Here is a 26,407-nt window from a genome sequence, read left to right as displayed (position 1 = left end):
ATTTTCCATATAATCCATATAAATTGAATTCGAATAAAGGGGGCAAGATTATGGGGCCAGTTGCAATACTCGTCATGCTTCTTCTAACCATCGCGCTCGTTTATTTCGTGATTAAAGCAATTAAGAAAACGATAGATGGCTTTAAAGAGTAAGCCATTAAGAAATTCGGGGATGGGAGTGAGAACAATAAAGAAGTTGCTTAGCTTACTGATCATTTCATTGGTGTTTTTAACAGGCTGCGGAAGGTTGGAAGGAACAGTAGCTGAAAAGAAAGAGGCAAGCTTTATAGTTGAGGTCAGGTCGGATGATTCACGACAAGATCCGACGCAAGAGATTTTTCTCACCGACCATACCGAATTCAGCGGAGCCATCAGCTCATTCGAGGAGCTGGAAGAAGGCGATCGCGTCAACGTGACCCCGTTTGATACCACGCCTGATATTCCTTATTTTCTCGCATCCCGCATAACGGTTGAGTGAATGTTGGTGGAATTAACAGAAACTTATTATGTACCAATGTTAGCGCCACGTGGTAATCTAATAAAAATCAAAATTCAGTGCGATGAAGAGAATAGTAGCTGGCAATTCCTTTTCCCAGAGAGCTCCGGGGTGGTGAAACGGAGCAAAAGGATTTCGGTGAAGCAAGCCTCTGAGCACCGCGTCGGAACCGGATGGGGATGATGCGGCGTCTGCTCCCGTTACAGAGCTCAGGTATAGATCCAGTGTACCGAATGAGGCGCATATGGCGACATATGGGCGAACAGGGGTGGCACCACGACCGGAATCTCGTCCCCAAGACAATTGTCTTGGGAGCGGGATTTTTTTCTTTGCCCAAAAGAAAAAGGAAGCGGTGGCGGAGATGAAAAAGATAGGAAACAAAAAGGAGTGGCGGAAACCCGCCATATTATTAACGGGAATCGGCATCGCGAACTTCGGGGCATGGGTGTACTTGATCGCCTTGAACTTGATCGTGCTCGATATGACTGGATCAGCACTTGCAGTCGCGGGGCTCTACATCGTCAAGCCGGCTGCGACATTATTGACGAACTTTTGGTCCGGCAGCGTCATCGACCGGACGAACCAACGCAATTTGATGATCACGCTCGATGTGCTGCGTGCCGTGCTCATCGCATGCTTGCCGTTCGCTTCCTCTTTATGGCTCATTTACGCATTCGTGCTGCTCATCAATATGGCGGGCTCGATGTTTGAACCTGCCTCGATGAGCTATATCACTAAACTGATTCCGGAGAAAAACCGCCAGCGCTTCAACGCTTTCCGCAGCCTGATCGATTCGGGCGCCTTCCTGATCGGCCCGGCAGTTGCTGGTGTCTTGTTCATGATGGGCACGCCGGTGACGGCCATTTATTTGAATGCCATTGCGCTCATCATCTCCGCGCTCATCTTGAGTACCATGCCGAAGCTCAATAAAAAAACGGCTGCTACGGACATTCCAACGCGTATGTCCTGGGAAATAATCCGCCTCGATTGGAGAATCGTCATTGCCTTCAGCAAACGCCACGTTCTTGTCATGACGGTCTTCTTTCTGTTCAGCTGCATGATGGTCATGGCCACCGCCATCGATTCGCAGGAAGCGACGTTCTCGAAGCGGGTGCTCGGCCTGACAGACGGCGAATACGGATTTCTTGTGAGCGTCGCGGGTGCTGGCATCATTTTCGGGGCCATTGTTAACACCGTGTTCACGAAAAAATTGACAGTCGCCGCTTTGATTGGCGGCGGGTCGGTGATGGTGTCACTCGGGTATCTCGTCTATGCGTTTTCGAGTTCGTTTGCCGCAGCAGCAATCGGATTCTTCATCCTGGCGTTTTCGCTTGCGTTTGCCAACACCGGTTTCCACACCTTCACGCAATACAATATCCCGGTCGAAGTCATGGGCAGGACCGTCAGCGTCTATGGGATTTTTGAAGCTTTGCTCATCATTGTGACGACCGCAATCATTGGGGTTGCGTCAGAACTGGTGACCGTGCAGCCAGTCGTTATCGCTTCGACTGCAGTCATGCTCGGCATCTCGGTCCTGCTGTTATTGGTAAGTTTCAGACAATCCAAAGAAAGCGGCTTGGCTGAAGCAGCTTTAGAAGGCAAAACGCCAATCGCATAAAAAAGAAAAGGCTTGCCGGATTTTCGGCAAGCCTTTCGCTATATGGTTATTCTTCATTCTCCAAGTCCTCGATCAATTGTTCCATCTCCGCGATTTCCTTGCGCTGGGCTTCGATAATTTCGTCCGCCAGCTGTCTTACGCGCGGGTCTGAAATGTTCGCGCGTTCACTCGTTAATATCGCGATCGAGTGGTGGGGGATCATCGCTTTCATCCAGCCAGTGTCTTCAATGAGTACTTGGCTGCGTACGAGGTAAAGCGATAAGGCGAAAATCAGCGCACTGCCGGCAAGGATTCCGGCATTCGCTTTCTTATTCTTGTACATCGGCCACATAAACAGCAACATGACGATCGCCATCACAGAGCCCATAATCAACGCCATGTACAGTCGTGTTTCACTATAGCTGACATGCGCAAATTCAAAGACATTCAAATACATCAGCCAGTACATAATAAATGTGGATGTCCCGATCATGATTCCGAATTTTAAATAATTGTTCATCATCTCTCTCTCCTTTATGATTTTTTGATTATGTGTTACTCAACAGGTGCTAATTCATCTTCTGTGACCCATTTATGGTTGGTCACTTCTTCTTCGGTATCTGTTGTAGTGAAATCAATCATGTAAACAGTCGTCTCTTCGGCAGAATCGATGGTCGCAGAAGCGCCGTCCATGCCTTCCATATGGTCGGCATCAAGCACCACTTCATCTCCAGCTGCATAAGGTTCTTCAGGTGCATCGTCCAATTCTTCGTGGATGACCCATTTGTGGTCTTCAACCGGATCACCACCGCCCTCAGGCGTATAGCTCACCGCATAGACGGTAGTGTCATAAGCGCCGACAATCGTCGCCTCAGCGTCCTTCATCCCGCTCATATGATCGGTCGTGATGATCGCTTGCGTTCCGACAGCGTACTTAGGATCTTGAGCTTCCTCTAAGTCATCCGGAACTTCGCCGGAGCCGGAATGGTTCATCATATGGCCATCTTCATCATCCATATTCTCGTCCATTTGGTCGTTCATCTCATCGGAGTTCTCTCCCATGTTTTCGTCCATCTGCTCGTCCATATCCATCGGCGCGTCAGCCGGTGACGGATCTGCGTTGCACGCACCAAGCGCCAAAGCAGCCACAATCGACAGCGCACCCATCATCATCTTATCTTTAATCATTTTCTACCCCTCTTTTCTTAGTTGTATGCGTAGTTGCCGTCAAACAAATAGTGAAGCACGCTATATGGTTAAGCTACCCCGAAGTTCTGCATAATGTGTGCAGGAAACGTGACAATTTATCTTTCTGCACATTATTTAGTTTTCTGTGACAGAAGCAAGCAGCTTTTACCGAATATGCACAAAAACTCGAAACTTATCCGGTACACTGAATAGTAGAACGTCTTTGTCTTTATCGAGTGCAGGACAAAGGAACGCGTAGCTAGAAATTAAGCACAACATGAAAGCGCAAGCCTGACAAAATTCAAGCTGATACGCTGAAAGAGGGAGTTTATGTTCAATCGACTGGCATTAAAAATCGGCCTATTATTTTTCGTCTTTATCGTCAGTATCGAATTGTTCTTGTTTTCGACGCTCTACATCACCTACGTCAACGAACGCGTCGACGAAGTGATGTCGAATCTTCTCGCGCGGGGCAATACCCATAGTGACGTGCTCGAGGACAGTTTCAACGAATCGACTTTATCCCACGTCGCGATGATGGAATCGTCGTCGGACTTCATTGTCATCATCACCGATGAAACCGGCAATGAATTGACCCATTCCGACCGGATCGAACCGGAAATGCTCGACGTGCTCGGCCATACCGACATCGAACAGGTGCCGGAACAAGGTGAGATCCTTGAGGACAATTGGCAGGACGAGCGCTTTATCGCAACCGACAGCCCGATCACCATCGGCGGCGAGCACCGGGGCCATGTCTTCATGTTCGCCGAGACCAATCACATCAAAGCAATGGTCGACCGCATGAGAAATCAATTCCTGCTCGGCGGCTTGATCTCGGTGCTGCTAACGGTCATCACCATTTTCCTGTTGTCGCGCTTTATCACCTTGCCGCTCATTCGCATGAAAGAAGCGACGGAGAAACTGGGCAAAGGGCAAAGCGACGTGGCGCTTCATATCGAGCGCAATGACGAACTGGGCGAACTGGCCAATGCCATCACCCATTTGTCCGATGATTTGGACCGGCTCAAGCAAGAGCGCAACGATTTTCTCGCGAGCATCTCCCATGAATTGCGCACGCCGCTCACCTATATGAAAGGTTACGCCGATATCGCGAGCCGGCCCGGGCTGACGGAACAAGAGCGGGAAGAGTACCTGGCGATCATCCGCGAGGAAACCGGTCATTTGACGAAGCTCATCAAGCAATTATTCGAATTGGCACAGCTCGACCATAACCAGTTCTCTATCCAGAAAGAACAAGTGCCAATCGATGCGCTATGCCATTCGGTCGCAGCGCTCGTGCGCCCAGCGTTCAATGATAAGAACATCACGATATCGGTCGAATGCGATCCGGAAATCACTGCGTGGATCGACCCGGCGCGCTTCCAGCAAGTGCTGCTCAACATTCTCGACAATGCACGCAAGCATTCCGAGCCGAACACCATCGTGACATTGCGCGGGCAACAAGACGAAGAATCGATCACCATCAGCGTCACTGACCAAGGCGAAGGCATCCCTCCAGAAGATTTGCCGTTTGTTTTCGAGCGCTTGTACCGCGTCGACAAATCCAGATCCCGGCAGTCTGGCGGCAGCGGGCTTGGGCTCGCGATCGCCAAAGAACTGGTAGAATCGCACGGGGGCCAAATCCACATCAATTCTGCAGCACAACAAGGAACGACGCTTACGATTACCTTGAAGAGGGGGAACGGACTTGCATAAAATTTTATTGATTGACGACGAGCAGCGCATGCTCGATTTATTGTCCTTGTATTTAAAGCCTCATCAGTATCAATGCACGAAAGCCCAAGGGCCGCGGGAAGCGCTGCGTTATTTGGAGACGCAGGCGTTCGATATCGTCCTGCTCGACATCATGATGCCCGAGATGAGCGGCTTTGAGCTATGTGCGAAAATCCGCAGTTTCTCCGATGTGCCGATCATCATGCTGACGGCGCGTGAGCAGCAAGAAGACATCGTCAAAGGGCTCAAGCTCGGTGCGGATGATTACATCACCAAGCCGTTCAACGAAGAAGAATTGCTCGCACGCATCGAAGCACTGCTCAGGCGGCAGGCGCCGAAAAACATCATCGAAGTAGGCGGCTTGAAATGGAACGAAGAACGCTTTGAGCTGAGCTATTTGGGCACGCCGATCAAACTGACACCGAAAGAATTCTTCATGGTCGGGCAATTAGTGAAAAATCCCGGCAAAGTGTTTTCGCGTGACCAATTGATTTTGCTCATTTGGGGCTATGACTCAGAAACGGAAGGGCGCACGATCGATTCGCACGTCCGCAACGTCCGGGAGAAAATCCGCCAATCCGGCTTTCCTGTCGATAAGCATTTCCTGACCGTTTGGGGCGTCGGCTATAAATGGTTGAACGAAGCCGAATAAACGCACAAAAGAGCCAGCCGGAAAATTTCCAGCTGGCTCTCTCTGACTTATGCGATTGAACGGCACGCTTCTGCGCATTTGTGGCAAGCTTCTGCACAGTGTTTGCAATGGTCGTGCATATCGGCGTGTTTTTGGCATTCGTCGCCGCAAGCCTGGCAGATTTCTGCACATACTTTGGCGAGTTGGGAAACAAATGGTGAATTGCGTGTAATCGCCTGTTCCAGATACGCGCACATATCTGCGCATTCCCGGTCCAAACGGATGCATCCCGCCATCATCTTGACATCGTCTTCCTGTAGGCAAGCATCGAAGCAATGATTGCACGCCGCCATGCAATCGTGCAGCGTTTCGAGCAATTGTTGGTGTTGTTCGTGAGCCATTCCAAAAACCTCCTCATTAAATTTAACTTGTCAGTAAGGAAATTTCCCGCTCGAACTGGAAGTAAACGGAATGCATTGAACTCCACGAAAATTCCATAGAAACTGCACAAATTCCGAATATCGGATGCTTCATGGTTCTCGATAATTTCTCGATAATTGGTGCCTATAATGTAGGAAAGAGAACCGAAAAACGATTCGAGAGGTGAAAGCTAATGGCGAAACATGACGAAACGAAACCGCATGAAGATGATTCGACCGTGCAAGAAGAACATGTGCACACAGAACATGGGCATAACGGGCATGATTCGGAAGATCACGGAGGCGGACACGGCCATCACGGGCACGGCGGACATGAAGACATGGTGGAAGATTTCAAGAAGCGCTTTTTCATCTCGCTGATCCTGACCCTCCCGATCCTTGCGATTTCACCGATGATCCAGCATTTCATGGGCGTCGATTGGCGCTTCGGCAATGATATGTATGTGTTGTTCGCCTTATCATCAATTGTCTTTTTCTACGGCGGCTGGCCGTTTCTCGTGGGCGGCATCGCTGAACTGAAAGACAAAGCGCCGGGTATGATGACCTTGATTGCGCTCGCGATTACCATTGCCTATAGCTATAGCACGCTGGTCGTGTTCGGCTGGGACGGCAATCAGCTGTACTGGGAGCTCGCGACGCTTGTCACTATTATGCTGCTTGGACACTGGATTGAAATGCGCTCCATCATGGGGGCGTCGAACGCGCTCGAGCAGCTCGTCAAATTAATGCCCAATGAAGCGCATCGTTTGGATGAAGATAAACAAGTCGAGGACGTGCCTTTGTCCGAAATCCGCAACAAGGATTGGGTATTGGTCAAGCCGGGCGAGAAGATTCCAGTTGATGGCGTCATCGTCGAAGGCCATTCCGCAGTCGATGAATCGATGCTGACGGGTGAATCGATTCCGATTGAAAAAGAAGACGGCGATGCGGTCATCGGCGGCTCGGTTAATAAAGAAGGTTCGCTCGTCGTGGAAGTCGAGAAGACCGGGGAAGATTCGTATTTGTCCCAAGTCATCACGATGGTGAAGGAAGCCCAGGAATCAAAATCCAGAACGCAGGATTTAACGAACCGCGCTGCGAAATGGCTGTTTTATTTGGCGCTCGTTGCCGGATTCGCCACGCTGTTCGCCTGGCTTGCACTCGGCTACTCCTTTGATATCGCCATCGAACGCATGGTGACGGTCATGGTCATCACTTGCCCGCACGCACTCGGACTTGCAGCACCGCTCGTCGTCGCGGTCTCGACATCGATTTCAGCGAAGCAAGGTTTGTTGATCCGCAACCGCGCCGATTTCGAAGGTGCGCGCAATTTGAACGCCGTCGTCTTCGATAAAACAGGAACCCTGACAAAAGGTGAGTTTGGGGTCACCGACATCGTCGCCAGCGATGGCTACAGCGAAGAACAAGTATTGCAGCTCGCCGCAGCGATTGAACAGAACTCGGAACATCCGATTGCGACGGGAATCGTCCAATCGGCAAAAGAGCGCAGCCTGGCGATCGGCAAAGTCACCGATTTTGAATCAATTACCGGTAAAGGCATACAAGGGCAAGTGGACGGTGTGCAAATAAACGCCGTCAGCCCTGGCTATATCAAGGGAGAGAATTTGGTTTACGACGAACACACCTTCAATACCTTGTCGGAACAAGGCAAAACGGTCGTCTTTGTCCTGGCGGATGACAAGCTAGCGGGCATGATCGCGCTTGCTGATATGGTACGCGACACGGCGAAACAAGCGGTTACGGCTTTGAAGGAAAAAGGCATCCACTCGATCATGCTGACAGGCGATAACCAAAAAGTCGCGAACTGGGTCGCCGCGCAACTCGGCATTGAGGAAGTGTACGCGGAAGTGCTGCCGGATGACAAAGCGAATCAAATCAAGAAAATCAAAGACAAAGGCTGGCGCGTCGCTATGACCGGAGACGGCGTAAACGATGCCCCGGCACTCGCAACAGCAGACCTCGGCATTGCAATCGGCGCGGGGACGGATGTTGCGATGGAAACAGCAGACGTTGTGCTCGTCAAAAGCAACCCGAACGATGTTGTCGCGCTTATCGATCTGTCGAAAAAGACCTACCGCAAAATGATCCAGAACTTGTGGTGGGCGACCGGCTATAATATTTTTGCGATTCCGCTGGCAGCCGGCGTTCTGGCACCATGGGGCATCATCGTCAGCCCCGCAGTCGGCGCCGTGTTCATGAGCTTGAGTACGGTCATCGTCGCGATCAATGCGAAACTGCTGAAGGCTTAAAATGAATAGCCACACAAAACAGAGCGTCCACTCATATTGAATGGACGCTTTGTTTCTGTTTGATATGTATTAGGGATAGGAAATACGGAAAGAAAAATATATAGTAAAGCTAATAAGACCTGACCGATCGCCAAAGTCAGAACGAACGGAGAGAGATGGAATGGAACTCAAAAAACTAGCGGTGCGAGCTGCTGAGCAGTACGCGCATATCCCTAATATAGAAGCGGTCATGCTGGCTGGATCGGTATCGAGGGGTTGGCAGGACGAATTCTCGGATATTGAATTGCTCATTTTTTGGAAGCAAGTGCCATCCGACGAAGAACGTAAACAAATCATCCATCAACTGGACGGCAAACTATTGGATTTTCATCCATATGAAGAGGAAGAGTGGGCTGAAACCTACACAGTAGACGGCGTGAAATTTGAAATCAGCAGTTTTCTCACTGAAACGATTCGGCAAACCATCCATCAAGTAACCCGGAAATTCGACGTCAACCCAGACATGCAATGCATTGCAGCTGCAGTACAACACGGCATCCCACTATATGGGGAAGCGGTGATCGAGCAGCTGAAAAAACAAGTCGAGCATTATCCGCTTGAATTGCAGGAAAAAGTGATTAAGCATTTTAGCGACTTCGGGAGCCGTTGGAACAACCGGGAAGCGCTCGTTCACCGGAAGGATTGGCTCATGTTCTATAAAGTGGTCGTCTCCGTCCAAACGAATATTATGGGGCTGCTGTTCGGCTTGAATCGCCAATACATTCCCCATCCGGCGTTTAAATGGCAACGCAATTCACTCGCTTTAATGGAAATCAAACCGGATAATTGTACCGCCCGTTTGGAATCGGTGTTTTTTCAAGAGCCGTCGGATGCCACCAAAGAACTGGAGGCGCTCATTGAAGAAATCTTTGGGTTGGTTCATCAAGAACTTCCGCAGATAGATATTTCCAGCGTTGCCCGTAAAGCCTCGTTTGTCAGGCCGAAAACTCGTTAGAACGTCTTATCTCCCTTTTTCGCAAAAACTCATCAAACAAGAAAAACAAGACGGCCACTAATAACGCGAAATACATGAGCTGCCCAAGGAACAAATAGGAAAATAAAGCGAATCCAAGATGGATGAGGAACGCAAGTGGAAAGCGATAGCGCTTCACATCGGAAGTTGCGAAATCGGAAATCAAGGAAGCTGGTACACCGTAAACGATGGATCCAAACAGGAAAATCAAGAACAAGGCAGCAAGGAAATATAAATCTGCAAAATCCACGCCGTTGTAGTCAGTGTCCAGGTAGCTATCCATAAGCAACAGAAAAGCAATCGGACAAAGTGAAGCGTAGAACGCTGCTGTGACTTTTCGGAATACCGTGCTCTTTGTAGATAGGAATTTGTTGATCGTTAGAATGAAAATCAAAATAACCACGCTGAAGGTGATTTTTATTCCGATCCCCCATGAACTAGCCCATATGACAAACGCCAATATGGCAAAGACCGGTATGTATAAGAGATATTTGTACATGTGGATTCCCCCTGTAATCATTGTAACAAGTCGGAGTCCTTGGCACTATGAAAAATTAGACTGCAATGAGGCACGGGATAATTAGCTTTTAATTATAAAAAGGGACAAAGCAGCCGCTTTGTCCCTCCTTAGCGTTGAATGGCACAAATGAGACTCTTGTGCCATCCAGTCTCAAGCACCAGCGGCAATCACCGGTTCCGTCGCTTCGTATTGCGGCTTTTTGTCCTGATCGCCGCATCCTGCGAGCAATAGCACACCGGCCAGAAACAGCACAAATACGTGGCGCTTCATGGGGAACCCCTCCTCAAGTTTTATGTAACAAGCGGTGAGGAGGCTGAATCGAATTGCATATCTGCATCCTGGCGTTAGGCATGGGTGTTCTGATCGATGGTTGATTCTATTATACCACTCAAGATGACAAAAACCTGACCCTTTGTACTGAATAATCTGCGAAAGTGCGTTACACTAGAAATAACCATATTTTCAATATTATCTAATTTTAGAAGATTAGTGATGGCGCGAATGGATGTACAGACAAGGGGCGATAAAATGATTTTACACAGCGAAAGTTTCGGCAAAGGGGAACCGATTGTATTCCTGCATAGCGGGCTGCAGACCGGGCTTACCGATTTTGAATACCAGCGCAATTATTTTAAGGAGCAGTTTCAGGTCATCGTGCCGGACCTTCGCGGGCACGGGAATTCCGTCAGCGAGGACGTGACTGATTTCTTTGAAGACTGTGCCAAGGATGTAGCAGAAACGCTTGAACATCTAGGGATTGAATCGGCCCATATTGTCGGCGCATCGCTTGGGGCACTGTCAGGAATTTTCTTTGCCAAACGGTTTCCAGCAAAAGTGAAAAGCCTGACGATTTCTGGGGTGACGGCGGAAAAGCCAGACAATTGGGAGCAATTGCGCGAACAAGAGACCCAAAACCAGCAGCAGATTTTTCAATACGAGGAAGCCATTACGTATTTCAATCAACTGCATAAAGGCGATTGGCGGAAGTTCATCGAAATGGGACAGAATGAAGACTGGTACCCATTCGAAGAAACGAACGACTTGTCGGACATTGATTCACCGATTCTCTACATCACAGGGGAAGGCAACCCGAACGAAACGAAAGGCGTCCTTTATTATCCTGCTAAGCATGACCATGTCCGGGTGTCGGTTATACCGTTCGCGTCTCATCTGGTCCATGCCGAACAAGCGGAATTACATGCGAAAACATTGGAACTGTTCCTAAGCCACGTCGACTAATCAAGAGAGGGGTTTGCATCTCATGAAAAAACTTGGTTCACTTTTGGCTATACTGCTCATTGTTAGCGGCTGTTCGGAGGCCGACCGTTACAACTTCAAAGGAAGCGGCGACAATTGGGATGTCTTCTATACCGTAGACGCGACTTCGCAAGACAGCAAGGAAGCGACTGGAAAAATTGTCTACACCGGCGAAGAACCGCCCCCTGAAACCATTATCTATTCCATTGAATCGACTGCCGGCGCATCGAGCGGAAATGTCTCGGTTGATGAAGGCGAAGTGCTGGTCGGCAAAAGCGCCTGCGAAGGCTGTGCGGTCATTCAACAAGATGAACAGCTGGATGTGGAGATCAAATGGGACGGGCAAGTAGAGGAATTCGCGTTGACTACAGAACAATAAAGTTATATGGCTTGTAAGCATACACGACGGAGGAGAGTAACCGATGAACACGACAAGAAGCCATGGCTTTCAATTTCTGGACTTTCTATTTATGGAGGAGCACGAGATCCATCAGTTCGAGACAATTGCTGGTTCTTTTGCAGTCATCAAATGCGGCGGCAAAAATTTGATGGTTTACAACAAATGGCGCGAGCAATGGGAACTGCCGGCTGGCAGGAGAGAAGACGGAGAGACGTCGAAAGAATGTGCCGTCAGGGAATTATACGAAGAATCCGGCCAGTTGGTTGAAGACTTGGAATTCAAAGGCTTGCTCAAGCTACAGCATACTGACACCCGGGAAATCAAATACAATCCAGTTTTTCTTGGAACAGTAGAGAAGCTACAGCCCTTTATGCCAAACGACGAAACGACGGAAATGAAGTTATGGGATACAAAAGAGGACATCGGGGTCCTGGATGAGATGGATATTAAAATTCTCGATTATATTTAAGGCATTAAAGTGTTAGGGGGGGAATCTGTGGAAGACATTAAAAAAGTTTGGCAAGGCGCAGCTGGAGTAGTGATCGACCAAGGTAAAATCCTCATGGTGAAATCGAAGGCATCCGGTAAATGGAGCATCCCTTCCGGAGAAATCGAAATGGGCGAATCCCCGCAACAAGCGTGCGTGAGGGAAGTGTGGGAAGAAACCGGCTTTCGCATTGAGGTGAAGCAACAGCTTCATACGAAACATGTGCAAATCGGCAATTACGAAGTCACCAGCCATTATTTTCTATGCGATGTCATTTCAGGCGATATTTGTTTCCGGGATCCCGACAACGAAATCGACGAAATCACGTGGAAAACAGAGGCTGAACTGAAAGAACTACTTCACGATTACCCGGAAGATCAAGAACATCTTGTTGCGTTCATGAATCGCGCGGCGGCTATCCAGTAATCCATTTTCACAGACCATATGAACGGAGTTGCACATGTGAACAGAGTAGCGGTCATCACGGTCGGCAAAACCCATAGTGGCAAAACGACATTCGCCAAAGCACTCGAGCGACAGCTTGCCAATGCCATCGTCGTCGACCAGGACAATCATGCAGAAATCTTGAAAACTTATTATCCGGTGCTCGTCCCGAAAGAGGGGGCGAATGCGATCAAGTATGCCCTGACTCAGACCATCGTCGATCATGCGGTCGATCAAACCGATTGCCACGTCATTTCGTGCAACGCCAATCGCAACCGGCAAGGCCGTTTGAAGCTGTTGGATTTTTACCGATCGAAAGGCTTTACGACTATCTTAGTAAACTTTGACATGGCAGACGAGTTGTTGGAAACGAGAATTGATCAGTCTGGGCGAGACACATCCATCTTGCGCACCGTTTCTTCGTTTCATGATGTCCTCAAGCGTCAACAAGCTGAATCCATCGATAACCCCGGCGTCACACCCACGCCAGACGAAGCAGATTATCTGATTCACGTGGCAAATGAACAGCAAGTGGAAGCCGCCATTTCCGACATCATAATCATAGCTTCTAGGGGGAACGGCTCGTGAGAAAACTGCAAATCATCGGCATGCTCCTGGTCATGCTAGTTGTTTTATCAGCCTGCCAGAACGGATTACTTAACGCCGAACAACAATCCGTCGATAAGATCGTCTTGCATCAAATGAAGAGTTTCGGGGAAGTGAAAGAAAACTCGCGAGTCGAAGTGACGGATGAATAAACGATCGAGTTGTTTGCCGAAGCCATTTCGCGTGCGGAAAAAGTCTCAGGCGTCGCCGATGTAGTGGACCCGGATTTCAAAGTAGAATTCGGTGAAAAAGAATTTTACTTATGGGTGTCGGCAGATTACGGATCCGTCATGGATGAAGCAGACACCCATACACTCTACACAATGGAAGAAAAACATGCCGAGCAGCTCTACAGCTTTCTTTCAGCGGAGAATTTTATAATTCATTAATACTCTTGAGTGCGATAACAATCGAGACAACTAAATACACTCCCACGGCATCTCACAGAAGATGCTTTTTTTAATGCCGTTATTTTTCTGCCTAAAAGGGGATACAAGGAAAAGCAGTAGAATTCGTCAGCGAAATTAAAGGAGGACGATCATATGGACCAACCAATCAAAGCGTTCGTCTTCGATGTGTACGGCACATTGTTCGACGTTATCGCCATCAAAGAGCAATGCGAAGAAGTGTTTCCCGGGCACGGCGAAGCGATTAGCCAGACGTGGCGCAAGAAGCAAGTCGAATATTTCATGATGCGCCAACTGATGGGGAAATACGATACGCTATACGCTGTCACCCGCAGCGCCTTGAAATACGCCCTTGAAGACGAGGGGCTCGAATCAACAGATGACATCGAGCAGCAATTGATGGACGCCTATTTGCATTTGCCGCTCTATGAGGAATCAGAAGCGGTATTGAAACAACTGCAGGATCATCAGCTCGTCGTGTTCTCAAACGGCTCGCACGATATGCTCGATCCCCTGATCGAAAATGCAGGCATTAAGGACTTGCTCGACAAAGCCGTCAGCGTCGATGAGATCAAGCAGTTCAAGCCGGCACCGGCCGCTTATCAATACGTCTTGGACCAATTGAACATCGAGCGCGACGAAGTTTTGTTCATGTCTTCAAACGGCTGGGACATTTCAGGAGCGAAGAATTTCGGTTTCCAGACCGCGTGGATCAACCGCAAAGAGGCGCCGGTCGAACAGCTCGGCTTAGAGCCGGATTATGTATTTTCGGACTTGAACGGCTTATTGAAATGGAAATAGAACGGTGAAAAAGGTTAAAGCTTATTATTCCGGGTAAACTACTTATATATAAGAGGAGGCATTCACATGAATAGACTACAATTAGGGGATTTAGCCCCATCATTCTCATTGCCGCGCGCTGAAGGCGGAGATTACTCATTGCAACAGGACTTATCCGAACGTCCAGGCTGGCGCTTTGTCATTTTCTTCAGAGGCTCATGGTGCCCAGTATGCAACGAAGAATTGCAGGAAATCCAAGACAGCCTATCGTATTTCGAAGGCAAGGACATCCATTTCACGTTCTTGTCCACAGACAATCAGCAAGATCTCAATGAAATGAAAGAAAAACACGGCTTGACCTCGCCAATCTTGGCCGATGCGACTGAAGACATCCTGAAACAATACGGTGTCTACCATCACGGAGAAGATGCATTGTACGAAGACCACGGCATTCACGGCGAGCCGGCGTATTACTTGCTCGATGAAGAAGGCAAGGTCATGTACCAGCAGCAGCAAACGAGCCCATTCGGCCGTCCGCACGCAAAAGAATTGCGCAAAATCGCTGCGTACATCCGTAAAAACTTAAAATAAGACAGCATACAAAGAGCTTGGAGAATACCCTCCAAGCTCTTTTTTTCATGGCTCAATTCGACTCCAACACCGCGAAATAATTGTCTTCTGCATCCGCGAAATTGAAGGTCCGGCCTGTCGGCATCTCGACGATATCGCCGACCGTGACGCCTTTTTCGGCTAGTCCGTTGCGAAATTGCTCGAAATCATTCGCGTAAAACAATAGCGACGGAGCCTCCAAATTCAAGCCCGTATCCATCTGTTCAAGCAAGTTCTTGTCGTGCAAGACGATGCTCGTTCCTGCGTCTTCACTAGGCGCAATTTCTATCCACCGCATGCCTTCGTTCTCTTTGTCACCGAGAACCGTAAAGCCCATCTTCTCTGTCCAAAACGTGACCGCCGCTTCCTGGTCGCGCACATACACCATGACCTGCCCGATTTTTGAAATCATTGATGTTCCTCCTTCTATTCTGAATGGTCTAACTGTTAAGGTATAATTCTTGTTAATTACGATAAATCCTTTTGAAATAACAGACTTTATCAATGGAGGAAAAGACATGGAAACCGAACTTCAAAAACTAAACGATGTGATTCCTGTGCCGTCGGATGGCGAGCGCGTTATTATCGGAATCGACGGATTAAGCCGGTCCGGAAAAACGACTATAGGAAACTTTTTATGTAGTCATTACGTAGAAAAGGGAGTGCCGGTTGTTCTCCTTCATTTGGATGATTATATCGTGGAAAGAAACCGCCGTTATGAAACCGGTATCGAGTCCTGGAGAGAATACTACAAACTGCAATGGGACCTGGAACAGTTGGCAGAACATTTGCTTGCGCCATTGAAAACAGCGAGTAAACTCTCTGTGGAGGTATACGATGAAACAAGCGATCAGCATCGGGCAGAAAGCATTTACCTCCCCGAAAATAGCCTTATCATCATAGAAGGTGTTTTTCTGCAGAGAAAAGAATGGCGTGCTTATTTTGATTTCCTTTGCTATGTCGACAGCCCACGCGAAAAACGGTTCCGCAGAGAAAATACCGAAACGCAAAAACAGTGGAAGAAATTCGAGCAACGCTATTGGAAAGCGGAAGATTACTACTTGAAGGAAATCCACCCCGAAGCTGGCGCTGATTAGCTCATCAGCAATTAACGAACAAAGGAGGAGACCCATGAGAAAAACACCAAAACTCATTCTATTCTTTACGCTTGGCATCATCACCGGACTTATCTTGTACTATTTATTCGGATAAGGAGGCAATTACATAATGGAAATCCGTAAAGCACAAGCACAAGACGCAGCGGGCATTAAAAGAGTCTGCACAGCCGGCTACCGCAGCACTTATCGTGATTTATTGCCACACGACGAAATCGAACGCATCATCGAGAAATTTTATAACGAGCCGCGCATTATGGGTGAAATCGAAAACACTAATCAGGAATGGAACGGCTGGTTTGTGGCCGTGGAGAACGGAGAAGTCATCGGTGCGGGCGGCGGCGGTTTCACCGGTGCAACCGTAGCGGAAATCTTCGTTCTTTATTTGGATCCGGATCGCAAATACCAAGGCATCGGCACGAAGCTCCTTGAAGCGATCACACAAGACCAAAAAGCACGTGGCGCCAGAACGCAATGGGTGGCGGTCGCAAAAGGCAACGGCATGGCGATCCCATTTTACGAAGCGCGCGGCTTTGAGTTTCAATACGAAGAAGCGGCTTACGGGATGCCGGAAAGCGACAACTACAAATCGCTTCGCTATGAACGCGACGTGTGATGCGTACGCCACAAATTGAATTTGAACCAACAAAACAGCGACTCCCGGAACAAGCATGATGTGCTTGATTTGGGAGTCGCTTTATATAAATTCAGCCGGGGGCCACCCTAGGCCGAAGTGTCGCCAAAGCAGTGAAAGGGAGTTCTAGAACATGCTTCTATTCGATGAGAAGTCACGCTTCCAAGGCATTGAAGGCAGCGGCCAAGCGCGCGGCAAAATCTTCTGGCGCTTCGACCGACTCCATGCAGACACTGACAATATGCGGATTGACCTGTTGCCACTGGCGATAATCGGTCGGCAAGGGAATGTGGAAATCATTCCAGGCAAACAGGAAAGAAGGATACTCTTCAGGCAATAGAAAAATCTCTGCGCGGTTCAACGCCGTGCCGTCAGCGTTCACTTTCTCAAACGAGATATCGTGCTCGATGATGCACGTAAAGCATTGCTGCTCCCGAAAAATTTTCATTTCACGGGATTTTTTAACGACTGTCTGGCCTGCAGCAATTTCCACTTCAGCATCCAAATAGGATTTGACCTTTTCCGCTGCACTTGCTGTTAACGTCTCCATGTCGATCGTCCTTTCTGCCAGTATTCGGCGCGACTTATGGAAATCAACTAAATTGAGATTGCTTGTGCCAGCATCTGTCCAGAAAATCTTTGGTTTCTTGAGTTGAGCACATTGCTTGTGATACGTATTCTTCCTGTACGGCTTGAATCAAGGCACTGCCGATTCCTCGATTGCGGAAGGAAGGGTGAACGGCGATGTGCTGCACAGCAAAGGTTTGTTTCTGTATGTGGATGCCGATCACTCCAACCACTTTTTCATTTTCCTCCCATAGATACAATCGGCGCTCCGGTTGTCTTTCGTAGGCGCTGAGTATTTGCTGGACTGAAACTCCTTGCTGGGCTGTGGGTAGATGGGAAAGCAAGCGCAGTACAGCCTCCCGGTGGCGTGGTTCGTATTCAATCATCATTCAAATCCCTCCTTCTCAAATATGCTTCATCGATGAAAAGGCCATTAAAAAAGCGCCAAAAAGAATAGAACATTCTTTTTGGCGCTACCTCCAGCACTGGTGTCTGGTGTATACGACCGATTCATTATTGGGTTGGCCTTTAAAATGAAAAAGGCAGTTGCTTTGCGTTCATTGATAACTTGTACAATTACACCATACCCAATTTATTTCATTAAGTAAACTGACTATTTAGAAAATAGTTAGAAAGAAACGCTTGTTATGAAAATTTACCTAAAGTTTAGAAAAAATAGCTTTCGCATCACAAATCAACAGCGCCTGCTTAGGCGGCGGGGATGAACAGCCATTGTCACGATAACCCCCCGGGCTGTCGCGTTGCCACGACAGGTCCGGGGGAGTGAAGCTAGGCTTATTTTTTAAAGGCCAGTAGCGCGTAGCCTTTATCTTCTTCAAAGTCCCAGTCAACATAACTGCCGATTAACGGGCGGTTGACGATTGCGGGCACTTCCGATTCTGCAAATAACATATACTCCAGCGGTCGTTTTGCCAGTTTCAAGGCTTCCTGAAATTCATTTTTGATCAGTTCTTTCTCCAGCAAAGTAAAAATGCCGATTCGTTCAATGAGCAGTGTCCGGTCGTTCAGCCAAAAGAAATTGGTTTCTTCCGGTTCTTTCTGTCCGGCGATGCTTAAACGGATCACTTCTTTCCGGAGTTCCGTTTCGTCCACTTCTTCCGGCCACCTGAGTTTATGCGATTTTGGTTCTTCCAATACCCCCAGAATCATGCCGGAATGATCGTCCAAATTCCAATCGGCATACAACTCCATGACATTGAGGTCGGCTTGCTTCCAGAAATTCCTCTTGAATTCGGCCATTAATTCAACCATCAATAAATCCCTGGTTTTCAACACACGGTTCTTTTCATTCTGATCCAATAGGATTCTCTCTATCGGCGCCAGGAAATCCCGGATCTGAATGCAGACGAATGATTTGTAGATGGTCACATACACTGAGCTTGGCCCTTTGCCGAAATGCTCCCGCAAGATGGATACAGTGAAACCGCTGATGATGGATTCGACCGTTTTTTCTTGAGTCATGTGCTCTCTCCTCTAAACGGAAGAAGCTATCCATTCCATTTGGGCAAGTGTACAGGGCTTTAGCACAAATAGATACCTTATGAGACCAATTCAATAAACTACTGGGGCAGACCTAAGTCATGTCATCGTCTCGTATTGGAACTGCTTGTCACTCATCCAGTTTTAAATATCGGTTCAATTGAGTAGAAAACGCTTTGAGTTTCTCTGGCTGAATCGAATAGACGCCTTTATCGACCTTGACAAACTTCGCTGCTTTCAACAAAGCCAATTGATGATGCAAAGTCGTCTTGGACATTTTGAAGCGCTGACTCATTTCCTGCAAGGGAGCGGGGCCCTGGCGTAAATAATGCAAGACATTCAAGCGCAGCCCGTCGCCAAGCGCTTTATGCCCTTGGATCAATTCGTTCGGCGGCACTTCCGGATCGAGAATCTGCTGTTCGCTGACCGGATAGAAAAACAATTTCACATCAGCCGTACGAATCGTCAGCAGCCACGGCCGGTACGACACATGCGGGATGAGCTTGACCGACCAAATCGAAGGCTCCGGCGCATACGCAACACCCGCCACGCGCTCGATTTCCTTTATCGCATTCGCCGAATCAAGCTCGCGATGCTGCTGTTCTTCAAACGCCAGTGCTTTCAACCATTTTGAAATATACGGTTTCTCAGCCATCCAATCTTGCCATTCGCCTAACACCGCCATAAACAATTCGCTTAGCTCGGCTCTTGTATGTCCGTAAAGTTGCCATACGTATCCACTCAGGTATGCATGCCCTTCAAACAAATTGGCATAAGAAGACCACCAGCCACTGTCTTCAGGGTGTTGTGCCGCCTGTTCCCGTAGCGCTTCTGCAGACCGGCTATGATAGGGCAGTAAAACATCGTAAAATCGCTCCTCTGAAATCTCAGCCAGCCGCTTGATAAATTCATCCACTGACTTGGCCCCGAACTTATTTTGCAACAACAGCAAGCCGTACCATAAATTCGTCTCTTCGATCTTTGCCAGTGAGTCGAGCAAAGAAGCAGGCATCGCTTGTGCATCCTGTGTCCATTCATCATCCATTTCAAACGTGAGGCGCAATTGCCCGTGCGTATAGCCCGCAATCCCCACGATCCATTCCCACACCGGCGATTGTTCTACAGCTAAATGAACCGTCTCTTCTGGTAACGCAGCATCTATGATCTTCATACTGAAAACCTCCTTAAGCATTTTCTTAATTCTAACGGAATGAAATTATAAATTCAATATAAATTGAAAATAAAATTCTATTTATTTTGAATTAATATAATAGCAACCATGTTTATATAGAAGGAAGAGAAAAGATACTGCGCGGCACACGAAGTCTATTAAAAAAATGCGCAAAAAAAGAGCACCCGAGATTTCGGATACTCCCTGAAGCCTATATTATTTGAAGCGTTTGAAGCTGTGGAATTTCTTGCCCCAGTATGGGCCGCTCAAGCTTTTCACTTCTGCTTTAGATCCGCCAGAGTGGACGAACTGGTTGTTCCCGATGTAGATCCCAACGTGTGAGATCCCTGGACGGTAAGTGTTCGCGAAGAAGACCAAGTCTCCTGGGCGTGGGCTTGAAACTTTATAAGACTGAGCATATTGAGAAAGCGTTGTGCGTGACACGCTTTTGCCTGCTTTTTTGAATGCATATTGTACAAATCCTGAGCAGTCAAACCCAGCTGTAGTCGTGCCGCCGAAACGGTACGGGATGCCTTTAAGCGCTAGTGCTTTAGAAACGACTGCTGAAGAAGAAACGCTTGCTGTTTTAGCAGAAGCCTGGACAACGCCAGATCCTGATGATTTTGAGACGAGTGAGCTATGTACCCAACCGTGCGTTCCGCCAGTGCGGACTTTGAACCATTTGCCGCTGCCGATTGTAGCGGATTTTGTTACTGTTGCAGTTGCGCCTTTAGAAGCGACTTTGATGACGCCGTGGCTAGTGCCGGCATCTCTGCGGACGTTTGTAGCGTATTTGAATTTATAAGTGCTGTTAGATACTTGAACGATTGCTGGCTCAGATGCTTTCTGTGCGACTTCTGTATGTGCTTGTTGTGCTTGTACTGTATTTTGTGCGTCTGTAGCTGAACTAGAAAAGACCAATGCGCCTGCTGCGAGTAGTGTAAAGAATGCTTTTTTCATTTAGTCAGTACCTCCGAAGGATTATTTTTTTAAATTTATGTTATCTAGATATAAGGATTATCATTAATTTGCTCTGCCACTTACTATATAGACTGCCCCCTACAAAAACAATGTCTGTGGAGTTTCAATTAGGTTACAGCAATATTACAAGTGAATGACGCCTCATAAACCTAGTTATATCAAGGGTTTTAGAGGTGGTAATATTTACAAGTTGATGTTTATTTCTTTGAAAAACGGGAAATAAGAGCTTCTTACGCGAGTTTGAATTCATAAAATATTACAGTCCAACAGAATTCGTTGTAAATTTCAGAGCCTATAATTTCCAAATCGGGACTCTGAATACTTTCATGGCAGTTTTTTAGTCAATTTAATCATATAATTAATAGAATAATCAAAAACTATAGCAATAAAGCTTTGTTACACAATTGTAACAATCCATTCATTGCTTTATTTTTGCGGGTTAGGGGTATACGGGAATTAATAGTGTTTTGATCTTTAGTGGATATAGGAGGAGTTAAGGGAGAGATTGCGCTGCAATCGGACGCTTTCCGGAGGGCTCGCATTGAGCCGCTTCGTCGCTACGTTCCTGCAGGGTCTCAATTGTCTCGCTGGTCCTCCCGGAGTCGCCGATTTCCGCTCCATCTCTAATTTTAGAAGGATAAGCAGATATCATATTTCATTGATGTGTAAGCATTGCTAGTAGATCCTGTTTTGTGAAATTGAGTTTGTGCTTATTTATATAGAAGAAAGTAGTTTTGATGAATCACAACTTAAGTTTAGAAAATTTCATTTCACCGTTAATACAACTCACAGCGACTCGGCGTGAAGCGCCGGGAGCAGTCTTGCATTCTTCGTATCATCACAAACTATAAACAATGAAATCCAATTGTTTCACCCATTTCACAATGAACTGAGCTAAGCGTCGGCGCGTCCAAGGGCTAGGCGTTGTGATGAGACCGATGGTCTTTCGGGCTCATCACGAAAGCCATGCCCAAAGCGCCAAGGGCTGTATTGACCGATATCTTATAAAGCATTCTTACTTCACCTATCACTCATTCATTAACTAATAGAAAAAAGAAATACATATCTATAGAAGGAGGTTGTCCAGATGAAGAAGATCCTATCGATCGATGGCGGGGGCATACGGGGGATTTTGCCGGCGATGATGCTGTGTGAGCTGGAGCGGCGGACAGGGAAACCGGTCTCTGAGCAATTCGATATCTTCGTTGGCACCTCGACCGGCGCGATTCTAGCACTCGGCCTTTTAGTGCCGGATGGCAAAAAGCCGCGCTACACGGCGAATGACATCCTCAAGCTTTACGAAACAGAAGCTGAGCGCATGTTCCGGAAATCCTTTCTTCACCGTTCGTTCGGCATCGTCGGGCGCTTCCTGCATACCCAGTACAGCCATAAGGAATTTGAACAAGTGCTCAAGCATTACTTCATTAACTTGAAATTATCCGACCTGCTTCAGCCGGCCGTTATCCCGAGTTACGACATCCATGGCCGGCATGCGCATTTCTTCAAAAGCACCGTCATTAATTTGAATGAACGGCAGCCTGACAGCGAAATCCGTCATATCATCCGTGCTGCGACGGCGGCACCGAGTTATTTCGCACCGGCGAAGATCCCGGATTACCCGAAAGCAGCGTTTATCGACGGCGGCGTGTTTGCCAATGACCCTGGGCTTAGCGCGTATACGGAAGGACTTGAACTCTACGGAGACGAAGAAGAAGATTTTCTGTTGGTGTCACTCGGTACAGGGGAAGCGCAGCGCGAAGTGGAAGTGACCGGCTGGCGGGCGTGGTTTCATTACGGCTGGGCGCGTTCGCTGTTGAAAGTGATGATGGACGGCAGTTCCGACTCCGTCGATCATCAGCTGCGTCACCTGTTGAAAGACGAGGGAATCGACCAGCGCTATTACCGGTTCCAGGAAAAACTGCCCGCAGACGATTCGGGCATTGAACAGCTCGACCGCGTCACGCCTGAAAACCTCGCAAGGCTTCGCCGGGTAGGGCAGCAGATGATCGAGACACAAAGCGCTGAACTGGATAAATTATGCCGCTTGTTATGAGTTGTCATGGAAGTGTAATGCGTTTGTCGTGGTAATTACAGAGGCAGCTCGGTTAAACTAAGCGAGGAATCATAGTGAAAAGAGGTCAACCCAATGGCACGAAGATACGGCTATATGGACTGGATGCGGGTGTTTGCGATCATTACGGTCGTCGGCGTCCACGTCGCATCGAAAATCATCAATAATTACACAACCGGCGATTGGGAATGGCATTATGCAAACGCGATCGACAGCGCACTCCGTTGGTGCGTACCGATCTTCTTCATGCTGAGCGGCGCATTGCTCCTGACGCGCGACAGCAAAGAACCTATCGGTGAATTTCTCCGGAAGCGGCTCGGCAAAGTCCTATTGCCACTCGTGTTCTGGAGTGCCGTCTACATGGCGTACAATATTTTTCAGCTCGGTGAGGAGTACACCGTCGGGCAAATGCTCGGCGCATTCATCTCAGACGATATTTATTTCCACCTTTGGTTTCTCTACATCATCACAGGGCTGTACTTGATGGCGCCGTTTTTGCGCATCCTCGTAAAGCATATGGGCAAGACGATGTTCCATTATTTCTTCGCGTTCTGGTTCCTGTTCTCGGCCGCTGTGCCGATTTTCACGCGGGCGACGGGCTATGAAGTCGCTTTTGCGGGGCAGATGTTCGCGCCATATATTGGTTATTTCCTGCTCGGTGCATATCTTGTCATGTACCCGTTGCCGAAGCGCTGGCTGCCGACACTCGGTGTGCTCGCGATTATTGGCTATGCGGTTACGTTATACGGAACGGTGTCGGCCAATGAGGGGCGTGAAGCGGGCGATTTCGACGACTTCTTCTACGAGCATTATTATCCACACGCTATCTTTGTTTCGTTATTTGTCTTCGTGGCGTTTCAACAGCTCGGCAAAAATTTGAAATCAACCGCACTCATTACGCGCATCAGTACGGCGACGTTTGGCGTCTACATTATTCATCCGCTGATCCAGACGTATTTGAACCGCTTGTTGAATTTCAACGAAACGACCATCAATGTATGGATCGGTGTGCCGTTGTCGTGGATTGTCATCTTTATCCTGTCGTATGTCATCATCCGCTTGATGCAGAAGACGCCGGTAGTGAGAAGGCTAGTGCCTTAGGGAATCTAAGCACTTATGTCTATATAACCTTATGCACGAGGGCCCACTGATTAATGTGGCAGTGTGTGGAATAGGCTGTTGATTAAAAATTTGATGAATTTAATAGAATAACTCGTATTAGACGAGATATCATGATAAGCTGTATTTAATTGTAAATTTAGGCTGGTGTATGGGTATAAAGGGGTGATAGCATCAAAAAGTCGATTTGGCTGGGAGTCATAATGGCAATGGCGATTATGCTTTCAGCATGTACACACAATGAAGTCATACGGGTCGGCGTGCCGTTTACCGATGGCCTGACAGAAGGTGTCCATTTCCAAAAAGATATCAAGGACCGTGCTTCCATTGTGTCACTCAGAACCATTCTGCAAAACGAAACAGAGCTTGAGTCACTAGACCGGTTGTCAATCGAACCGCAAGCCGTCTTCACCATTGACCGTCCAGATGATGACGTCCAGGAAATTCGCCGCTTTGTCTGGTACCGCGACAATGGCCGTGCCATCATGTCCAACGAACGCAATGTCCTGTCCCATAAAGAAAATCAGGAATTCTTCAGGCTGACGGCAGAACAGACGCAAGATTTGAAAAAGATTCTTCAATAAGTTTGTGAAATAAATAGCGTTACTTGAGTAAAGCCTTGCCCTGTGCAAGGCTTTTTATATTGGGGCAAACATAAGAAACTGAAAACGGGCTAAAGGATGTCTAAATAGATATTTAGCTAAACAGAGAAAGACTGTTAGTTTTCTGGGGTTACTTTTGTAATTTCTATAAAATTAAAATAGAAATAAATAAATTTTTGCATTGTTTTAGTAATAATTAATCATTATAATGAAATTTAAGACAATTAAGTCAGTTATAAAGTTCTATCATAAGGTCTAGTGAGTAGTCATTAATAAACATTAATAGGGTAATACTTGTTTTCAGCCATATATTCACTCAAAGAGGAGGAAGAAGAATGGACAATGTATTCTTGCTGCTGTTTTTGCTTTCCGGAATTGCCTTGGTCATCGGGTTAATCAAACCAGGCCTTATTTTAAAGTGGCTGCCAGAAAACGGACGCAATCGAAAGAAAGTCGTGATGTACTTTGTGCCTGCTCTACTGATTTCATTCGTGATGTTTGGCGTTACAGCGGATCCGGTTGAAGAAAATCTGGCAGCCGTTGAAGAAGTGGAAGCTGAAACACCACCTGAAGAGGGAGCCGCTGATGAAGATGCTGAGCGCGAAGCGGAAGAACAGGCCGCCCGTGATGCGGAGGAGGAAGCGGAACGAGAGGCGCAAGAAGAGGCGGAACGTGAAGCGGAAGAAGCCGCAGAACGAGAGGCAGAAGAAGAGGCTGCACGCGAAGCTGAAGAAGCTGCGGAAAAAGAGGCGGAAGAAGCCGCAGCTAAAGAAGCAGAAGAACAAGCCGCACGCGAAGCTGAAGAAAAAGCGGCAGCAGAGGCAGAACGTGAAGCGGAAGAAGCCGCGGCTCGTGGAGCTGAGGAAGAAGCAGCTCGTATTGCAGCTGAAGAGGAAGCGGCAGAACAAGCTGCTGCTGAAAAAGCCGCTGCCGAAGCCGGAACCTTATCCCAGCAGCAAGCAGTCGAACAAGCCAAGAATTATATCAGCTATACCGCTTTCTCAAAGAGCGGCCTAGTCGAGCAATTGGAATTCGAAGGCTATAGCAACTCAGATGCTGTGTATGCAGTCGATAAAATTGATGTCGACTGGAGAGCACAATCTGTTTTGAAAGCTCAAGATTATCTGGCATATCAAGCCTTCTCCAAATCCGGCTTGATCGAACAGCTCGTCTTTGAAGGCTTTAGTAATGAAGACGCAGCGTATGCTGTCGAAAACATCACTGTCGACTGGACAGAACAAGCCATCAAAAAAGCACAAAATTACCTGGACTATACGCCTTTCTCTAGAGAAGGGCTCATCGAACAACTAGAATTTGAAGGCTTCAGCAACGCCGACGCGGTCTACGCAGTAGACACAATCGGTCTGTAGCCGGAGAAGAATCATGCAACACTTGAAAGGAAACGGAGCAGTCACAGCGACTGCTCTTTTTTTATGGATCAAAGTTCCACAAACACTAAGCTGAATTTAACAGCGGATGCGAGATGCAAAACCATTCATTCGTGACTACCCCCAATCAACCAAATATAAAAGCAGTTCCGCGCCGAGGGTGAAGCGAAGTAATAAGACAAGTGTTCTTCTTGGCTTATTACGAAAGCTCAACCCCAAGCGGACACTGCGGCTCTTTCGAGAGACGCCTCAAACAGAACTCCTCTCATATATCTCTCATCTTGTGAAGAAAGCTACTCTCATCCCATCTCACAAGACTAATCAATTAGCTATAACTCCCATATGACTATTTATGCTCCAAGGTCCCTTCAAAACTTATCCATAAAGTAAAGCTTGTTAC

General features: G+C 47.7%; 31 protein-coding genes and 1 other annotated feature. Of the genes, 21 read left to right on the top strand and 10 right to left on the bottom strand.

Features of this window, described 5'->3' with window-relative positions; translation table 11 throughout:
- Nucleotides 1-177: 177 nt before the first annotated feature.
- Nucleotides 178-477 (top strand): hypothetical protein, encoded by a 300-nt coding sequence (locus tag AUC31_RS11430; protein ID WP_157073495.1) that lies wholly within the window; start codon nucleotides 178-180, stop codon nucleotides 475-477.
- 73 nt (nucleotides 478-550) lie between these two features.
- Nucleotides 551-794 (top strand) — a binding site (T-box leader).
- Between the two features lie 62 nt (nucleotides 795-856).
- Nucleotides 857-2,113, top strand: a complete 1,257-nt coding sequence (locus AUC31_RS11425; protein ID WP_058383071.1) for an MFS transporter — start codon at nucleotides 857-859, stop codon at nucleotides 2,111-2,113.
- Between the two features lie 46 nt (nucleotides 2,114-2,159).
- Here AUC31_RS11425 and AUC31_RS11420 read toward each other — a convergent pair whose 3' ends face one another.
- Both AUC31_RS11420 and AUC31_RS11415 read right to left on the bottom strand, forming a co-directional pair.
- Complete coding sequence (locus AUC31_RS11420) at nucleotides 2,160-2,612, bottom strand: DUF305 domain-containing protein (RefSeq protein WP_058383072.1); 453 nt, start codon at nucleotides 2,610-2,612, stop codon at nucleotides 2,160-2,162.
- Between the two features lie 35 nt (nucleotides 2,613-2,647).
- Complete coding sequence (locus AUC31_RS11415; RefSeq protein WP_058383073.1) at nucleotides 2,648-3,280, bottom strand: YdhK family protein; 633 nt, start codon at nucleotides 3,278-3,280, stop codon at nucleotides 2,648-2,650.
- 330 nt (nucleotides 3,281-3,610) lie between these two features.
- On the opposite strand from AUC31_RS11415, the gene AUC31_RS11410 reads away from it, so the two are divergent.
- Nucleotides 3,611-4,999: a sensor histidine kinase gene (locus AUC31_RS11410; RefSeq protein WP_058383074.1), complete on the top strand. Its 1,389-nt coding sequence runs from the start codon at nucleotides 3,611-3,613 to the stop codon at nucleotides 4,997-4,999.
- Nucleotides 4,992-5,669 (top strand): response regulator transcription factor, encoded by a 678-nt coding sequence (locus AUC31_RS11405; RefSeq protein WP_058383075.1) that lies wholly within the window; start codon nucleotides 4,992-4,994, stop codon nucleotides 5,667-5,669. Before AUC31_RS11410 ends, AUC31_RS11405 begins: the two co-directional genes overlap by 8 nt.
- 47 nt (nucleotides 5,670-5,716) lie before the next feature.
- Here AUC31_RS11405 and AUC31_RS11400 read toward each other — a convergent pair whose 3' ends face one another.
- Nucleotides 5,717-6,049 carry a four-helix bundle copper-binding protein gene (locus AUC31_RS11400; protein WP_058383076.1) on the bottom strand — a complete coding sequence of 111 codons (333 nt, stop codon included), beginning with the start codon at nucleotides 6,047-6,049 and terminating at the stop codon, nucleotides 5,717-5,719.
- A 212-nt stretch (nucleotides 6,050-6,261) separates the two neighbouring features.
- Between AUC31_RS11400 and AUC31_RS11395 the strand changes: the two genes are divergently transcribed.
- Both AUC31_RS11395 and AUC31_RS11390 read left to right on the top strand, forming a co-directional pair.
- The gene (locus AUC31_RS11395) at nucleotides 6,262-8,337 is read left to right on the top strand and encodes a copper-translocating P-type ATPase (protein WP_058383077.1); all 2,076 of its coding nucleotides are present in this window, start codon (nucleotides 6,262-6,264) and stop codon (nucleotides 8,335-8,337) included.
- 160 nt (nucleotides 8,338-8,497) lie between these two features.
- Complete coding sequence (locus AUC31_RS11390) at nucleotides 8,498-9,331, top strand: DUF4037 domain-containing protein (RefSeq protein WP_058383078.1); 834 nt, start codon at nucleotides 8,498-8,500, stop codon at nucleotides 9,329-9,331.
- Here the strand turns inward: AUC31_RS11390 and AUC31_RS11385 are convergent.
- Entirely contained in the window at nucleotides 9,312-9,848 is a 537-nt protein-coding gene (locus AUC31_RS11385; RefSeq protein WP_058383079.1) for a hypothetical protein, read from the bottom strand. The genes AUC31_RS11390 and AUC31_RS11385 overlap by 20 nt on opposite strands.
- Nucleotides 9,849-10,397: 549 nt before the next feature.
- On the opposite strand from AUC31_RS11385, the gene AUC31_RS11380 reads away from it, so the two are divergent.
- The 9 genes from AUC31_RS11380 (at nucleotide 10,398) to AUC31_RS11345 (ending at nucleotide 14,841) form a co-directional block, all read left to right on the top strand.
- Nucleotides 10,398-11,108 carry an alpha/beta fold hydrolase gene (locus AUC31_RS11380; protein WP_058383080.1) on the top strand — a complete coding sequence of 237 codons (711 nt, stop codon included), beginning with the start codon at nucleotides 10,398-10,400 and terminating at the stop codon, nucleotides 11,106-11,108.
- A 22-nt stretch (nucleotides 11,109-11,130) separates the two neighbouring features.
- Entirely contained in the window at nucleotides 11,131-11,505 is a 375-nt protein-coding gene (locus AUC31_RS11375) for a hypothetical protein (protein WP_058383081.1), read from the top strand.
- A gap of 43 nt (nucleotides 11,506-11,548) precedes the next feature.
- Nucleotides 11,549-11,995 (top strand): NUDIX domain-containing protein, encoded by a 447-nt coding sequence (locus AUC31_RS11370; RefSeq protein WP_058383082.1) that lies wholly within the window; start codon nucleotides 11,549-11,551, stop codon nucleotides 11,993-11,995.
- Nucleotides 11,996-12,022: 27 nt separating this feature from the next.
- Nucleotides 12,023-12,439 (top strand): NUDIX hydrolase, encoded by a 417-nt coding sequence (locus tag AUC31_RS11365; RefSeq protein WP_058383083.1) that lies wholly within the window; start codon nucleotides 12,023-12,025, stop codon nucleotides 12,437-12,439.
- A 36-nt stretch (nucleotides 12,440-12,475) separates the two neighbouring features.
- Complete coding sequence (locus tag AUC31_RS11360; protein ID WP_058383084.1) at nucleotides 12,476-13,045, top strand: AAA family ATPase; 570 nt, start codon at nucleotides 12,476-12,478, stop codon at nucleotides 13,043-13,045.
- Nucleotides 13,042-13,215, top strand: a complete 174-nt coding sequence (locus tag AUC31_RS17740; RefSeq protein WP_157073494.1) for a hypothetical protein — start codon at nucleotides 13,042-13,044, stop codon at nucleotides 13,213-13,215. Before AUC31_RS11360 ends, AUC31_RS17740 begins: the two co-directional genes overlap by 4 nt.
- 9 nt (nucleotides 13,216-13,224) lie before the next feature.
- Nucleotides 13,225-13,452, top strand: a complete 228-nt coding sequence (locus tag AUC31_RS11355) for a YhfM domain-containing protein (RefSeq protein ID WP_058383085.1) — start codon at nucleotides 13,225-13,227, stop codon at nucleotides 13,450-13,452.
- Nucleotides 13,453-13,605: 153 nt separating this feature from the next.
- The gene (locus AUC31_RS11350; RefSeq protein WP_058383086.1) at nucleotides 13,606-14,271 is read left to right on the top strand and encodes a haloacid dehalogenase type II; all 666 of its coding nucleotides are present in this window, start codon (nucleotides 13,606-13,608) and stop codon (nucleotides 14,269-14,271) included.
- A 66-nt stretch (nucleotides 14,272-14,337) separates the two neighbouring features.
- Nucleotides 14,338-14,841, top strand: a complete 504-nt coding sequence (locus tag AUC31_RS11345; RefSeq protein ID WP_058383087.1) for a peroxiredoxin family protein — start codon at nucleotides 14,338-14,340, stop codon at nucleotides 14,839-14,841.
- A gap of 52 nt (nucleotides 14,842-14,893) precedes the next feature.
- Here the strand turns inward: AUC31_RS11345 and AUC31_RS11340 are convergent, their stop codons facing one another.
- Nucleotides 14,894-15,271, bottom strand: coding sequence for a VOC family protein (locus AUC31_RS11340; RefSeq protein WP_058383088.1), 378 nt, complete (start codon nucleotides 15,269-15,271; stop codon nucleotides 14,894-14,896).
- Between the two features lie 106 nt (nucleotides 15,272-15,377).
- Here AUC31_RS11340 and AUC31_RS11335 point away from each other — a divergent pair, with 106 nt between their 5' ends.
- Nucleotides 15,378-15,956, top strand: a complete 579-nt coding sequence (locus AUC31_RS11335) for a kinase (RefSeq protein WP_058383089.1) — start codon at nucleotides 15,378-15,380, stop codon at nucleotides 15,954-15,956.
- Nucleotides 15,957-16,083: 127 nt separating this feature from the next.
- Complete coding sequence (locus tag AUC31_RS11330; protein WP_058383090.1) at nucleotides 16,084-16,590, top strand: GNAT family N-acetyltransferase; 507 nt, start codon at nucleotides 16,084-16,086, stop codon at nucleotides 16,588-16,590.
- Between the two features lie 172 nt (nucleotides 16,591-16,762).
- Here AUC31_RS11330 and AUC31_RS11325 read toward each other — a convergent pair whose 3' ends face one another.
- From AUC31_RS11325 to AUC31_RS11305, 5 genes are all read right to left on the bottom strand, one after another.
- Nucleotides 16,763-17,158 carry a hypothetical protein gene (locus tag AUC31_RS11325; protein ID WP_058383091.1) on the bottom strand — a complete coding sequence of 132 codons (396 nt, stop codon included), beginning with the start codon at nucleotides 17,156-17,158 and terminating at the stop codon, nucleotides 16,763-16,765.
- 43 nt (nucleotides 17,159-17,201) lie between these two features.
- Nucleotides 17,202-17,564, bottom strand: a complete 363-nt coding sequence (locus tag AUC31_RS11320; RefSeq protein ID WP_058383092.1) for a GNAT family N-acetyltransferase — start codon at nucleotides 17,562-17,564, stop codon at nucleotides 17,202-17,204.
- Between the two features lie 406 nt (nucleotides 17,565-17,970).
- The gene (locus tag AUC31_RS11315; RefSeq protein WP_058383093.1) at nucleotides 17,971-18,657 is read right to left on the bottom strand and encodes a Na-translocating system protein MpsC family protein; all 687 of its coding nucleotides are present in this window, start codon (nucleotides 18,655-18,657) and stop codon (nucleotides 17,971-17,973) included.
- Nucleotides 18,658-18,805: 148 nt separating this feature from the next.
- A complete protein-coding gene (locus AUC31_RS11310; RefSeq protein WP_058383094.1) occupies nucleotides 18,806-19,846 on the bottom strand; it encodes an ArsR/SmtB family transcription factor in 1,041 nt (346 codons plus the stop codon).
- A 216-nt stretch (nucleotides 19,847-20,062) separates the two neighbouring features.
- On the bottom strand, nucleotides 20,063-20,806 hold the full coding sequence (locus AUC31_RS11305; RefSeq protein WP_058383095.1) for an SH3 domain-containing C40 family peptidase: 744 nt from the start codon (nucleotides 20,804-20,806) through the stop codon (nucleotides 20,063-20,065).
- A 1,108-nt stretch (nucleotides 20,807-21,914) separates the two neighbouring features.
- Here AUC31_RS11305 and AUC31_RS11300 point away from each other — a divergent pair.
- The 4 genes from AUC31_RS11300 to AUC31_RS11285 all read left to right on the top strand — a co-directional run bounded on the left by AUC31_RS11300 (nucleotide 21,915) and on the right by AUC31_RS11285 (nucleotide 25,989).
- Nucleotides 21,915-22,880 carry a patatin-like phospholipase family protein gene (locus tag AUC31_RS11300; RefSeq protein ID WP_058383096.1) on the top strand — a complete coding sequence of 322 codons (966 nt, stop codon included), beginning with the start codon at nucleotides 21,915-21,917 and terminating at the stop codon, nucleotides 22,878-22,880.
- Between the two features lie 93 nt (nucleotides 22,881-22,973).
- Nucleotides 22,974-23,999, top strand: a complete 1,026-nt coding sequence (locus AUC31_RS11295; protein ID WP_058383097.1) for an acyltransferase — start codon at nucleotides 22,974-22,976, stop codon at nucleotides 23,997-23,999.
- A gap of 227 nt (nucleotides 24,000-24,226) precedes the next feature.
- On the top strand, nucleotides 24,227-24,601 hold the full coding sequence (locus tag AUC31_RS11290) for a hypothetical protein (protein ID WP_058383098.1): 375 nt from the start codon (nucleotides 24,227-24,229) through the stop codon (nucleotides 24,599-24,601).
- Between the two features lie 353 nt (nucleotides 24,602-24,954).
- Nucleotides 24,955-25,989, top strand: coding sequence for an Ltp family lipoprotein (locus AUC31_RS11285; protein ID WP_083509176.1), 1,035 nt, complete (start codon nucleotides 24,955-24,957; stop codon nucleotides 25,987-25,989).
- The last annotated feature ends 418 nt before the right edge of the window (nucleotides 25,990-26,407 follow it).

The organism is Planococcus rifietoensis (assembly GCF_001465795.2).
Classification (GTDB): Bacteria; Bacillota; Bacilli; order Bacillales_A; family Planococcaceae; genus Planococcus; species Planococcus rifietoensis.
Note: the sequence above shows the minus strand (reverse complement) of the source record. Positions and strands in the feature narration are given on the sequence as shown.